12 protein-coding genes, 1 pseudogene and 1 riboswitch are annotated in these 12,661 nt (G+C 70.4%); of the genes and pseudogenes, 9 read left to right on the top strand and 4 right to left on the bottom strand.

All coding sequences use genetic code 11. The annotated features are described in order from the left end of the window. Positions 1–59: 59 nt before the first annotated feature. On the bottom strand, positions 60–1,367 hold the full coding sequence (locus A7A76_RS21440; RefSeq protein ID WP_206413208.1) for a hypothetical protein: 1,308 nt from the start codon (positions 1,365–1,367) through the stop codon (positions 60–62). 148 nt (positions 1,368–1,515) lie between these two features. Further along, complete coding sequence (locus tag A7A76_RS21435; protein WP_206413207.1) at positions 1,516–2,145, bottom strand: response regulator; 630 nt, start codon at positions 2,143–2,145, stop codon at positions 1,516–1,518. Between the two features lie 242 nt (positions 2,146–2,387). Here A7A76_RS21435 and A7A76_RS21430 point away from each other — a divergent pair, with 242 nt between their 5' ends. From A7A76_RS21430 to A7A76_RS21400, 7 genes and pseudogenes are all read left to right on the top strand, one after another. Then, entirely contained in the window at positions 2,388–2,651 is a 264-nt protein-coding gene (locus A7A76_RS21430) for a hypothetical protein (RefSeq protein ID WP_206413206.1), read from the top strand. 159 nt (positions 2,652–2,810) lie between these two features. Further along, a riboswitch (cobalamin riboswitch) is annotated at positions 2,811–3,029 on the top strand. Positions 3,030–3,196: 167 nt separating this feature from the next. After that, positions 3,197–4,711, top strand: a complete 1,515-nt coding sequence (locus A7A76_RS21425) for a CoA-acylating methylmalonate-semialdehyde dehydrogenase (RefSeq protein WP_206413209.1) — start codon at positions 3,197–3,199, stop codon at positions 4,709–4,711. Further along, positions 4,711–5,901, top strand: coding sequence for an acyl-CoA dehydrogenase family protein (locus A7A76_RS21420; protein ID WP_206413205.1), 1,191 nt, complete (start codon positions 4,711–4,713; stop codon positions 5,899–5,901). The genes A7A76_RS21425 and A7A76_RS21420 overlap by 1 nt, the downstream gene beginning before the upstream one ends. Beyond that, positions 5,898–6,692, top strand: coding sequence for an enoyl-CoA hydratase (locus A7A76_RS21415; RefSeq protein ID WP_206413204.1), 795 nt, complete (start codon positions 5,898–5,900; stop codon positions 6,690–6,692). Before A7A76_RS21420 ends, A7A76_RS21415 begins: the two co-directional genes overlap by 4 nt. Next, a complete protein-coding gene (locus A7A76_RS21410; protein ID WP_206413203.1) occupies positions 6,689–7,876 on the top strand; it encodes an enoyl-CoA hydratase/isomerase family protein in 1,188 nt (395 codons plus the stop codon). Before A7A76_RS21415 ends, A7A76_RS21410 begins: the two co-directional genes overlap by 4 nt. Then, entirely contained in the window at positions 7,873–8,772 is a 900-nt protein-coding gene (gene mmsB, locus A7A76_RS21405; protein ID WP_206413202.1) for a 3-hydroxyisobutyrate dehydrogenase, read from the top strand. The genes A7A76_RS21410 and mmsB overlap by 4 nt, the downstream gene beginning before the upstream one ends. Before the next feature lie 58 nt (positions 8,773–8,830). Further along, a pseudogene (locus A7A76_RS21400) lies at positions 8,831–9,025 on the top strand (epoxyqueuosine reductase QueH); the annotation flags it as partial. A 264-nt stretch (positions 9,026–9,289) separates the two neighbouring features. Here A7A76_RS21400 and A7A76_RS21395 read toward each other — a convergent pair. Further along, the gene (locus A7A76_RS21395) at positions 9,290–9,715 is read right to left on the bottom strand and encodes a hypothetical protein (protein WP_206413200.1); all 426 of its coding nucleotides are present in this window, start codon (positions 9,713–9,715) and stop codon (positions 9,290–9,292) included. Between the two features lie 628 nt (positions 9,716–10,343). Here A7A76_RS21395 and A7A76_RS21390 point away from each other — a divergent pair. Further along, the gene (locus tag A7A76_RS21390; protein ID WP_206413199.1) at positions 10,344–10,823 is read left to right on the top strand and encodes a hypothetical protein; all 480 of its coding nucleotides are present in this window, start codon (positions 10,344–10,346) and stop codon (positions 10,821–10,823) included. Between the two features lie 130 nt (positions 10,824–10,953). Continuing rightward, positions 10,954–12,141: a hypothetical protein gene (locus tag A7A76_RS21385; protein ID WP_206413198.1), complete on the top strand. Its 1,188-nt coding sequence runs from the start codon at positions 10,954–10,956 to the stop codon at positions 12,139–12,141. 79 nt (positions 12,142–12,220) lie between these two features. On the opposite strand, the gene A7A76_RS21380 is transcribed toward A7A76_RS21385, so the two are convergent. Next, positions 12,221–12,661 (bottom strand): lysylphosphatidylglycerol synthase domain-containing protein (locus A7A76_RS21380; protein ID WP_206413197.1); only part of this gene is annotated, 441 nt, incomplete at its 5' end.

The raw sequence follows: 12,661 nt of genomic DNA, 5'->3' as shown, positions 1-12,661 counted from the left end.
CCTCGCCAGCAGGCCGTCGCAGCGGCCGCGCGCCCGCCGCCGGGCGCGCGGCGCATCGCTTACAAGCCCGCCGGGGCAGGCGCCCGCGGAGCGTCCTGTTTGGCGTCCTTGGGCTCCTGAGCCTGGTGTTGCGCCGGATCCGGCGACCGCAGGCGCGAAGCCTCGAGCTGCGCGCCGACCTCGGCCATCGGCGGCGCCTGCGTCGGATCGCTGCTGCTGCGGAACCCGGGCGTGCGTCCGCCGATCCACACCTGGCCGCTGTGCACGGCCACCTGATCGGGATCGACCTGGGCCGGATCGCGCATGCCGCCGAGCTTGGCCTGATGCATCGCGTGGGCGACCGCGTTGTCGGGCACCGACTCGGGCAGCTTGCCGCGCAACAGGTTGAAGTAGGCGTGGTCCGGATGATCGGCGCGGCGCGGATCGGACGCGGGTTCGGCCGGCGCCGGCGCAGCCGGCGCCAGCGAGCGGGTGACGCCCGGCGCCGGCTTCGGCGCGCCGGCGTCGTCGATTCCGGCCGGCAGCGGCCCGGACACCCCAAGCGCCTTGGTATCGACCTGGATCTGCGGCGCCGGCCGATCCGGATAGCTCTTGAGCAGGCGCTCGTGGATCGTGTTCTCGTAGTCGCGGATGTACTCCAGATGCGAGCCGAGCAGGCGTTCGCTGTAACCGGCCGCGTCGTAGTAGTTGCGCGCGGCGGTCTCCAGGTTGTCCGGCCGGCCGGGGTCGATCTTGCCGCCGGCGTCCACGGCCAGTCCCGGCTTGAGCGCATACGCGTTGGATTGCTTGGACGAATCGACGGCGATGAACGTCGGCGCGTTGTCCTGCGCCACATCGTAGACCTGTTTCAGGTCGGCGTTGGGATCGCGACGCTTGGCGATGTCGACGGCGACGTTGAACGCGCTGATGGACGCGCGCGCTTCCAGCTGGCGGGTTTCGTCGAAATAGCTCTTGAGCGCGGCGGTGTAATCGTGCGGCGGCGCGCCGGCCACGGTCTGGCGGATGTCTTCGTCGAATTTCCCGTCGCGCTGCACGACCCTTGGCCGGTCCAGCGCATGCTGAAGCTCGTGCGCCGCAGTGACGGCCGCCTTGTCGGCGACGAACTGCTTGTCGGCGAAGGTGAGGAGCGTCTTCGACATCCGCAAGCTCTTGGTGTTGGCGTCGTAATCGCCGCCGACCATGGGCTCGTCGACCATGCCCAGTTTTTCCAGGTTGCCGCGCCGGATCGCTTCCAGCGCCATGGATTTGATCTCGGGCGTATCGAGCAACTGTTGCATGTGGCGCGCGATCGGCTCGGGCCGGGAGCCGTGAGCGTCCTGAAACTCGCGCAGCATGCGGGCGAGTTTGTCTTCTTCGGGCGAGGGCATATGCGTTCCTTTGCGGGGCGGATCGGTACCGCGTTCGCCTGCGGGGGCAGCGCGAACGGCAGACCGACTTTAGCGCAGGAGCGAACGCCGCTACGCGTTCATTGAATTCACGTTCCAGCGCGAGTCGCGGGCGACGAATGCGAAACGCTCAGCATTTGGCCTCGCGGCCGAGCAGGCCGTGATCGAACGCCAGCCGCACCAGCGCGCCTTCGCCGCGCACGTCCAGCTTGCCCAGGGCGCGTGCGCGCAGGGTGCGCACGGTGGATTCGGACACGCGCAAGGCCGCGGCGATCTCGCGGTTGCGCCGGCCTTCCAGCAGCATCCGCGCCACTTCCAGCTCGCGCGGGCTGAGCCGATCGAACGGCGAAGACTCGAACAGCAGGCGGCCGCCGAGCGAATCGTCGAGAAAGCGGCGGCCCGCGGCGACCTCGCGCAGCGCGCGCACCACCACCGCGCCGTCGCGCGATTTCGACACATAGCCCAGCGCGCCGGCGGCCAGCAGCCGCCGCGGCAGCGGCCCGTCGCCGACCGCCGAGACGATCAGGATCCGCAGCGCCGGATCGCGCTGCAGCAGGCCCTGCACCAGGTTCAGGCCGTCGCTGTCGGGACGGTTGAAGCCGCACAAGGCTACGTCGGCCCGCGACTGCGTCATCCGCAGCACCGCCTCGTGCGGATCGCCGGCTTCGCCGACCACATCGATGTCGCTGTGCGCGCCGAGGATCCAGCGCAGTCCCAGACGGATCAGCGGCTGATCGTCGACGATGAACACCCGGATCATGTCCCTATCGCTCCGTAGATGATACGAGCGAATTTCCAGGCCGTTTCCAAGGTCCGCAACTCGCCCGCGGGCAAAGTGCGGTGCGCCGACGCCAACGTCGGCGGCTGCCTACGTTACGTAAATGGATGTCTACGCCAGCGTAGACGCGCGCCGACGCCGAATCGGGGTTTTCCTACAGCCGTCACGTTTGGCCTTTGTTAGCGTGGCCGCACCTCGCATCGACGGACCGACCTGGAGTGCCGATGTCCACGCTGACGACGATCTACGAAGTCGTACCTCACGCCTCGCGCTGCTGGCGGCTGCGCATCAACGGCGCGCACGAGATCGCCTTTCCCAACCGCGACATCGCCCGCGCCGCGGCGCGGGTGCGCGCGCGCCGGCAGAACCAGGACACCGGCGGGCATACCGAGGTCTGGGTCGAGCGCCTGGACGGGCGCATGGACCGCGAGGCGGTGTTCGCCGGCGGGCCGGGCGGCGGCATCGCGGCGGAATGGCGGCGGCAGTAAGCCTCGTCGCTCGCTCGCCCGCGCGCACACGCGGCGCACGTATGCACGCACACGCACGCGTTACGCGCGACGCACGTAACGCGCACATCCGACCGTCACTGAACGGGCATTGCGGCGTCCATACCGCGGCGCAGCTTGTCGCTGTCTCTGCCGAACCACTACACTGCGCCCGCCACAGGTGTCCTGCCGTCCGCGCATGCGGGCGGGCAGGGTGAAACGGGAAGCCGGTGCGGACGCGAGTCCCATCCCGGCACTGCCCCCGCAACGGTAGGCGAGAAAAACCGGCATCGGCCACTGCGCGAACGCGCGGGAAGGCGCCGGCGGGACGCGACAGCGTCGCTCGCGAGTCCGGAGACCGGCCTGTGGCGGACATCGCCGAACCGCCGCGCACGCGGCGCGACGCGCTGTTCTCCTCGGGCGTTGCGGCGGGCGACCTGACGAGCGGATGCGGTGCGGCGCGCATGCGCCCGCGTTTCGCCCTGTCTTCGTGTCTCCGCGGCGTCCGCACTTCGCGGGTGTGCGATACGGAGACCAACATGAACGAAATGCACCGCGTCGCGACCGATGTCGCGACCGTCAAGCTGCTCATCGACGGCGAGTTCGTCGAATCGCGCACCGCGCATTGGCGCGAGGTGATCAATCCCGCCACCCAGGCCGTGCTGGCGCGCGTGCCGATGGCGACGCCGGAAGAGATCGACGCCGCCGTCGCCGCCGCGGCGCGCGCGTTCAAGACCTGGCGCAAGACCCCGATCGGCGCGCGCGCGCGGATCTTCCTCAAGTACCAGCAACTGATCCGCGAACACATGGGCGAACTGGCGGCGATCCTCAGCGCCGAGCAGGGCAAGACCCTGCCCGACGCCGAAGGCGATGTGTTCCGCGGCCTGGAAGTGGTCGAGCACGCGGCCGCGATCGGCAACCTGCAGCTCGGCGAATTCGCCAACAACGTCGCCGGCGGCGTCGATACCTACACCCTGCTGCAGCCGCTGGGCGTATGCGCCGGCATCACCCCGTTCAATTTCCCGGCGATGATCCCGCTGTGGATGTTCCCGATGGCCATCGCCACCGGCAACAGCTTCGTGCTCAAGCCGTCCGAGCAGGATCCGCTGGTGACCATGCGCCTGTGCGAGCTCGCGTTGCAGGCCGGCATCCCCAAGGGCGTGCTCAACGTCGTGCACGGCGGCGAAGACGCGGTCAACGCGCTGTGCGACCACACCGACATCAAGGCGCTGTCGTTCGTCGGCTCGAGCAAGGTCGGCACCCACGTCTACCGCCGCGCCTCGCTCGCCGGCAAGCGCGTGCAATGCATGATGGGCGCGAAGAACCACGCCGTGGTGCTGCCCGACGCGAACAAGGAACAGACCCTCAACGCGCTCGCCGGCGCCGCGTTCGGCGCCGCCGGGCAGCGCTGCATGGCCGCCTCCGCCGCGGTGCTGGTCGGCGCCGCGCACGAGTGGGTTCCCGAGCTGGTGGCCAAGGCCAGGACGCTCAAGGTCAACGCCGGCAGCGAGCCCGGCACCGACGTCGGCCCGGTGATTTCCTGCGCCGCGCGCGAGCGCGTGGAAGGCCTGATCGCTTCGGGCGTGGAACAGGGCGCGACCTTGGAGCTCGACGGCCGCGCGCCGGCCGTGCCCGGCTTCGAGCGCGGCAACTTCGTCGGCCCGACGATCTTCTCCGGCGTCGCCCCGGGCATGCGCATCTACGACGAGGAAATCTTCGGCCCGGTGCTGGTGATCCTGCGCGCGCAGACGCTCGACGAGGCGATCGAACTGGTCAACGCCAATCCCAACGGCAACGGCACCGCGATCTTCACCCAGTCCGGCGCGGCCGCGCGGCGGTTCCAGGACGACATCGACGTCGGCCAGGTCGGCATCAACGTGCCGATCCCGGTGCCGGTGCCGCTGTTCTCCTTCAGCGGCTCGCGCGCGTCCAAGCTCGGCGACCTCGGCCCTTACGGCAAGCAGGCGGTGACCTTCTACACCCAGGCCAAGACGGTCACCGCGCGCTGGTTCGACGACGACACGCTGGGCCACGGCGTCAACACCACGATCAGCCTCAAGTGATGGCCGCGGTCATCGACTGGCGGCTCGGCGCGGCCGCGCCGACCGGGCTCAGCGAGGAACAATCGGCCTACCGCGACGCCGCGCGCGATTTCGCCCGCGCCCAGCTCGCGCCGCACGCGGCGCAGTGGGACGCGCACAGCACGTTCCCGCGCGAAGCCATCGCCGAGGCCGGCGAACTGGGCTTCTGCGGGCTGTACGTGGACGAAGCCGCCGGCGGCTCGGGCCTGAGCCGGCTCGACGCTGCGATCGTGTTCGAGGAACTGGCCGCGGCCGATCCGTCCACCGCGGCCTTCATCAGCATCCACAACATGGCGACCTGGATGTTCGCCGCGCACGCCGGCGAGGCGGTGCGCGCGCAGTGGAGCGCGGACCTGGCCGGCGGCCGCAAGCTGGCCTCGTACTGCCTGACCGAACCCGGCGCCGGTTCCGACGCGGCCTCGCTGCGCACGCGCGCGGTGCGCGACGGCGGCGACTACGTCATCGACGGCGCCAAGGCCTTCATTTCCGGCGCGGGCTGCACCGATCTGCTGGTGGTGATGGCGCGCACCGGCGGCGACGGCGCGCGCGGCATCAGCGCGTTCGCGGTGCCGGCCGACGCGGCCGGGATCGTGTATGGACGCAAGGAAGAGAAGATGGGCTGGAACAGCCAGCCCACCCGCGGCATCGCCTTCGAAGGCGTGCGCGTGCCGGCCTCGCACCGCCTCGGCCAGGAGGGCGACGGCTTCAAGATCGCGATGAAGGGCCTCGACGGCGGCCGCCTCAACATCGCCAGCTGTTCGCTCGGCGCGGCCCAGGGCGCGCTCGACGCGGCGCGCCGCTACATGGGCGAGCGCCGCCAGTTCGGCAAGAAGCTCGCCGAGTTCCAGGCGCTGCAGTTCAAGCTCGCGGACATGGCCACGCAACTGGTCGCCGCGCGGCAAATGGTCCACACCGCCGCGCGCAAGGTCGATGCCGGCACCGCCGACGCCACGGTGTGGTGCGCGATGGCCAAGCGCTTCGCCACCGACGCGGGCTTTTCGATCTGCAACGAGGCGCTGCAGATCCACGGCGGCTACGGCTACATCCGCGAATACCCGATCGAACGGCTGCTGCGCGACTGCCGCGTGCACCAGATCCTGGAAGGCACCAACGAAATCATGCGCGTGATCATCGCGCGCCATCTGCTCAACAGCGAAGAGGAATTGCGATGAGTTCGAGCGCCAAGACCTATGCGGGGCTGAAGCTGCGCATCGACGGCCACACCGCGGTGGTCGAGCTGAGCAACCCGCCGGCCAACACCTGGACCCGCGACAGCCTGGCCGCCTTGCGCGATCTGGTCCGCGACCTCGACGCCGAGCGCGCGGTCTACGCCCTGGTGATCGTCGGCGAAGGCGAGAAGTTCTTCAGCGCCGGCGCCGACCTCAAGCAGTTCGCCGACGGCGACAAGGCGCTGGCGCGCGACGCCGCGCGCCGTTTCGGCGAGGCCTTCGAGACGCTCAGCGCGTTCCGCGGCGTGTCGATCGCCGCGATCAACGGCTACGCCATGGGCGGCGGGCTGGAATGCGCGCTGGCTTGCGATCTGCGCATCGCCGAGGAACAGGCGCAACTGGCGCTGCCGGAGGCAACCGTCGGCCTGCTGCCGTGCGCCGGCGGCACCCAAAACCTGCCGCGGCTGGTCGGCGAAGGCTGGGCCAAACGCATGATCCTGCTCGGCGAACGCATCGACGCGGCGACCGCGTTGCGCATCGGCCTGGTCGAAGACGTGGTGCCCAAGGGCCAGGCGCTGGCGCGCGCGCTTGCATGGGCGAAACAGGCCGAAAAGCAGAGCCCGACCAGCGTCGCCGCCTGCAAGGCGCTGGTCCAGGCCACCCGCAGCCAGCCGCACGCGACCGCGCTGGTGCGCGAGCGCGAGGCCTTCGTCGATCTGTTCGACAGCGCCGATCAGGTCGAAGGCGTGGCCGCGTTCCTGGCCAAGCGCGCGCCGCAATGGAAGAACGCATGAACGCGCATCTGCAGGAGGCGCCGCAGGCGCCGGTGCTGTTCCAAGAGCGTGGCGGCGCGCACGGCCGCGTCGGCATCGCCACCCTCAACGCGCCGGCCACGCTCAACGGCCTGTCGCTGGAGATGGCGCAACTGCTCGACGCGCAGTTGCGGCAATGGGCCGACGACCCGGCGGTGGCGATGGTGTGGCTGCAAGGCGCGGGCGAGAAGGCCTTCTGCGCCGGAGGCGACCTGCACGGGCTGTACCGCGGCATGCGCGAGCACCAGGCGCGCGCGCGCTGGAGCGGCGACGCGTTCGCCGACCCGCGCGGCAACGTCCATGCCGAGGCGTTCTTCGAAACCGAATATCGCCTGGATTACCGCATCCACACCTATCCCAAGCCGCTGCTGTGCTGGGGCCACGGCATCGTCATGGGCGGCGGCATCGGCCTGATGGCCGGGGCCAGCCACCGCGTGGTCGGCGAGCGTTCGCGGCTGGCGTTTCCGGAAATCACCGTCGGCCTGTTTCCCGATGTCGGCGGCAGCTGGCTGCTGGCGCGGGTGCCCGAACGCGCCGGCCTGTTCCTGGCGCTGACCGGCGCGCCGCTCAACGCCGGCGATGCGATCCGCGTGGGGCTGGCCGATCACTATTTGCCCGAGGCGCGGCGCGGCGAAGCGCTGGAGGCCGCGTTAGCCGCGGCGTGGAGCGGCGACGCCGCGCGCGACCGCGCGACGCTGACGGCCTTGCTGCAAGGCCTGGCCGAGCCGGCGCCGGCGGGACCGTTGCAGCGGCATGCGGCCACGGTCGCGGCGATCTGCGCGGGCGATTCGCTGGACGAGATCGTCGCGCGCATCGAGGCGATCGACGCCGACGATGCGTGGCTGCAGACCGCGCGCAAGACCCTCGCCGCCGGCGCGCCCGGTTCGGCGCGGCTGGGTTTCGAATTGCAGCGCCGCGCCGCGTCGCTGTCGCTGGCCGACACCTTCCGTCTCGAATACTGGGCCTCGCTGCATTGCGCCGCGCACGGTGACTTCGCCGAGGGCATTCGCGCGCTGCTGATCGACAAGGACCGCAACCCGCGCTGGAACCCGGCGACGCTGGCGCAGGCCACGGCGCATTGGGCCCGATCCTTCTTCCACGACCCCGACTCGGCGCGGCCGCATCCGCTCGCCGACCTGGGCGCCGCCGCGGAGCCGCGCGCATGAGCCGCATCGCCTTCATCGGACTGGGCCACATGGGCGGCCCGATGGCCGCCAACCTGCTCAAGGCCGGCCACGAACTGTGCGTGTTCGACCTGGTGCCGGCCGCGGTCGAGGCCGCGGTCTCGTTCGGCGCGCGCGCGGCGGCGGACGCGGCCGAGGCCGTGCGCGGCGCCGAGGCGGTGATCTCGATGCTGCCGGCCAGCCGCCACGTCGAAGGGCTGTACCTCGGCGACGGCGGATTGCTGGCGCAACTCGCGCCGGACGCGCTGGCGATCGACTGCAGCACCATCGCCCCGGCGTCGGCGCAGAAGGTGGCCGCGGCCGCGGCCGCGCGCGGCATCGCGATGATCGACGCGCCGGTGTCCGGCGGCACCGCCGGCGCCGCCGCCGGCACGCTGACCTTCATCGTCGGCGGCGAGGCCGCGGCGCTGGAACGCGCGCGGCCGCTGCTGGACGCGATGGGCCGCAACGTCTTCCACATGGGCGCCAGCGGCGCCGGCCAGGTCGCCAAGCTGTGCAACAACATGGCGCTGGGCGTGATCATGGCCGCCACCGGCGAAGCGCTCGCGCTCGGCGCCGCGCACGGCCTCGACCCGGCCGCGCTGTCGAAGATGATGGCGGTCAGCACCGGCCGCAGCTGGGCCACCGAAGTGTGCAACCCGTGGCCCGGCGTGCTGGAGAACGCGCCGGCCTCGCGCGGCTACCAGGGCGGTTTCGGCAGCGACCTGATGCTCAAGGACCTGGGCCTGGCGGCCGAAGCGGCGATGAGCGTGGGCGCGCCGATCCCGCTGGGCGAACTGGCGCGCAACCTGTACGCGCTCAACGGCCGCGCCGGCCGCGGCGGGCTGGACTTCTCCAGCGTGATCCGGTTGCTCGCCCGCGACGGCGCGCAGGCATGAGCCCGGTGCGCGAGGCGCTGGCCCTGCCCGGCGGCGCGCAGCGGCGGCTGCAGCACTCGCGCAGCGCATGATCGAGATCAGCGAGCGCGAGCGCTTCTATCCGCAGGAGTACTGCGGTTGCGTGTATTCGTTGCGCGATACCAACCGGCATCGGCGGGCGCAGCGGCGCGACCGAATCCGGATCGGGACGGTGTTCTACGGCGCGGAAGAGCCGGTGGCCGCGCCGGGCGAGAGCGGTTCGGACGCAGCGTGACGGGGCGCTGCGGCGAGGGCGAGATCCGCGTGCCCGGCGACTCGTTCCGGCGAACGCCGGAATTCATCTCGATTTGGTCGTAGTTGTGTTGTCGCGGTCGCGGCTCGCGCCGCTCCTACAGAGGCTTCGGCTGGCGTCGTAGCCGACTGTAGGAGCGGCGCAAGCCGCGACCGCGGCAACGCAACTGCGACGCGACCTGCGAGACGGCCGCGTCCGCGCGGCGGCGATCCGCATCGTCACCGCAGCAGGCGTTCGGCGAAGGCCTTACTTCAGCGGCGCCAGATTCAACGTGGCATAGAGCTCGTTCTGCGCCTTCTTCGCCATCGACCGCGGCACCTTGACCAGGAAACCGTCGCCGGACAAACCGACGTCGCCCTGCACCACCAGGCCGTTGACGCGCACGTAGCTCTTGAGCGACCAGCGGCCGTCGTGGCGGTCGATCTCCAGGAACATCGGCGCGGTCAGGAAGCCGGTGCCTTTCTGGTAGACGCGCAGGTCGCCTTCGCTGCGCTTGAGAACGTAGCCGTTGCGGCCGGCCCAGGCCTGGACGAGGGCGTGGACGTCCTGGTCGGACGCGAACTCGATGCGGTCGAACTGGTGTTTGCCGTTCTTGGCGATCAGGGCCATGACGGCGAGGACGCCGAGGCCGCACAGGCCGCCGAAAACGGCCATTACGATGATGGAAACCATGTCTGTCCTTAGAGCGGGGCGAACGCCGTGCAACGGCGTCCATTGCCGTGGTGCGCCGGAAACCGGCGCCGGGGGATCGGCGCGCAGGAGCGGCCGGGCGCGCGATGCTAACAAGGCGTCGACTGCGTCGCAATCTCCGAGCTGGCGGCGACGCTGGCGCGCGCGGCGGAAAACGATGTCGTCGACGCGCGCACGCGACCTTCGACCTCGCGATCCCGATCGGCTTCGCCGCGCGCAACGATTCGCGCGCGGCTTGCAGCGATAAATCCCCCAACGCATGCGCGCTCGCACCGCGGCCATGCGCCGTCGCGGAAAATTGCTGAAAATCCGCCGGTCCGGTTTTCTCACCTTCCCTCACCCACGCTTGCATCGGCGTAACGATGCGATCCTCAGTTCAGATGAGTTGCGCTTTGCAGTAAGCGAATTCCCCGTATTTTCGCGGCCGCTTTGCCGTCCCGTGTCACGTTATCCAGGGTTAGGAACCGATACAAAACGAGAAAATCACGCGACCGAGTTCTGCGATGATGACGTCGGCCTCGCGGCTGCGAAGCACGCAGCGAACATCGTCCAGCAGACCTCGTCGCGCAAACACCGTCCCGGAAACATCGTCCGTTAAGCAGGGGGAATCATGGCCGCGTCTTCGCGCCTTCCCGTGGCGCTGCTCGGCAGCGCCGTCTTGATCCTGGCTGTGCTGATCTGGAAACCGTGGAGTTCGCCGCGCCCATCGGCGCCGGCGGCCGCCGCGGACGAGGCCGCGCTCGGTGCCGCGCCGGCGGCGCAAGGCGTGGATGCGGCGCAGATCGGCCAGGCGCCGCAGCTGACCTCGCAACAACAGCAGGCCGCGGTCGCCGAGAAAGTACGCAGCGCAGCGCCCGCGGCGCAGCCGCCGCAAAGCTATAAGGGCCCCGACGGAAAACAGCACGAGATCGTCTACAACCAGGGCCTGGCGCTGTCGCCCGGCGCGCGCGAGGAACTCAAGCGCCAGCGCCTGCAGCAGATGCGCGACCAGCCCGAGGCGATTTCCAGGATCTACGGCATCGGCAGGGACGAAATCGCCGCCGTCCTCGCCGGCAAACGACCTTTCCCCGACCGGCTGATCGACCAGTAACGCCGGCCGCCCCCGCAGCACCGCAACGCATCCGCGTTGTCCCGGTTCCGGACCCCGGCGAACGCGGGCCGGAGCGTACGCCCATGGGCGCTCGCCCATGGCCTTGATATGGACGAGAGAGGACTCTGCTATGAAAGCCCGTCGTATGTACTGCCTGTTGGCCGCGGCGTTGCTGAGCGGCAATGCCCTGGCGCAAACCGCAGATGGCTACGGCACCATCCTGCGCCTCCCGCTGGTGGTGAACAGCTCCAGCTATTCCTCCACCATCACCGTGCGCAACGCCGGCACCGCGACCGCTAGCGTCAAGATGACCTACTACGGCGCGCCCGGCACGCCGTTCGCCGGCGAGCGGCCGTGCACCACGCTCAGCGTCGCGCCCAACGCGACGGTGGCAGGCAACCTCGCCGACTTCTGCGCGGTGCCGGTCAGCGCCACCAGCAACTACGGCCAGCTCGCCCTGGTCGAGCAGAGCGCGGCGAACATTCCGATCTCGGCCTTCAGCCGCATCCAGTCCTTCGCCGGCACCGGCTTCTCGGTGGAGGGGTTCAAGGTCGGTTCCTTCACCAGCGGCGCCAACGAATCGGTGGTCACCGGCCTGCGCCGGCAGGCGGCGTCGCCGGGCTATCAGAGCAACTGCTTCGTCGCCTCGATCAACGAGCCGGTGCAGGTGACCTGGCAGCTGCGCGATTCCTCCGGCTCGCAGCTCGGCAACCAGCAGGTGACCAACCTCAGCGCCAACGAAACGGTGCGCATCCTCGACGTGTTCACCGCGGTCGGCGCGCCGGCCGGCGACTACAGCAACGTGCAGGCGACCTTCCGCGGCACCACGCCGACCGCCAACCCGGCGTTCGCGGCCTTCTGCACCACGCAGGAGAACGCGACCCTCGGCGGCGACTTCCGCATCGCCAAGACCGCCGATCCGCAGGACGACCGCTCCAAGAAGATCGGCACCTCCAGCTCGAGCGCGCTGGGCACCTTGCTCGGCCTGCTCAGCGGTCAGGATCGCTTCGGCCTGTACCTGCAGGCGCCGGACTACGTCAGCTGCCGCATCGACGGCACCGGCGCGCCGCAGCTGGAGATGCGCCTGGAAGACCCGCAGGGCAACGTCATCGCCGGCGGCAACAACATCAACTCGTTCCAGAAGGTCTACCTGGGCGAGCGCAGCACCCACAACAACGGGGTGAACGGCTTGTACGTGCTCAAGGTCGAGTCGCGCAACCTGCTGTCGCTGATGATCAACTACGGCGTGACCTGCGAGACCGGCAACGGCGCCAATCCGCCGTTGTTCATCGGCCACGCGATCGCCGAGGAGTTCTGATCGGGGTTGTGAACCGTTTCTTGCGACCCCACCGAAGCCGCGTCCGCACCCGCGGGCGCGGCTTCTTCGTTTCGGATCGCTATCGCCGCAGCGCGCCCAGGACAAAGCTCAGCAGCGCGAACGCGGCCTCGCCGGCGGTGATCGCCAGCCGCCACGCCAGCGCCAGCATCGCCGCGTTGCCGGGACCGACCAGCGGCGCCAGGCACCAGAACAAGCCGGCCTCGCGCACGCCCAGGCCGGCCGGCACCAGGATCGCCACCACCCCGGCCAAGCCGGCCAGGCACAGCGCCGACGCCGCCTGCGCCAGCCCGATGCGCAGGCCGAAGCCGGCGAGCAGCGCGGCGAACGCCGCGACCATCGCCGCGTAGGCGAGCCATTGCAGCAGCCACACCCGCGCCAGCACCGTGCGCGACGGCAGGCCCTGGTTCCAGCCGGCCAGCGACGCGGGCAGGCGCGCGGCCAGCGCGGACGGCAGTCGGCGCCCGATCGCCGCCGCGCTGACGGCGACGGCGAAGGCGAG

The organism is Lysobacter enzymogenes, from assembly GCF_017168095.1.
Taxonomy (GTDB): Bacteria; Pseudomonadota; Gammaproteobacteria; order Xanthomonadales; family Xanthomonadaceae; genus Lysobacter; species Lysobacter enzymogenes_D.
The sequence above is the reverse complement of the archived record's forward strand: the minus strand, read 5'-3'. Positions and strand labels throughout refer to the sequence as shown.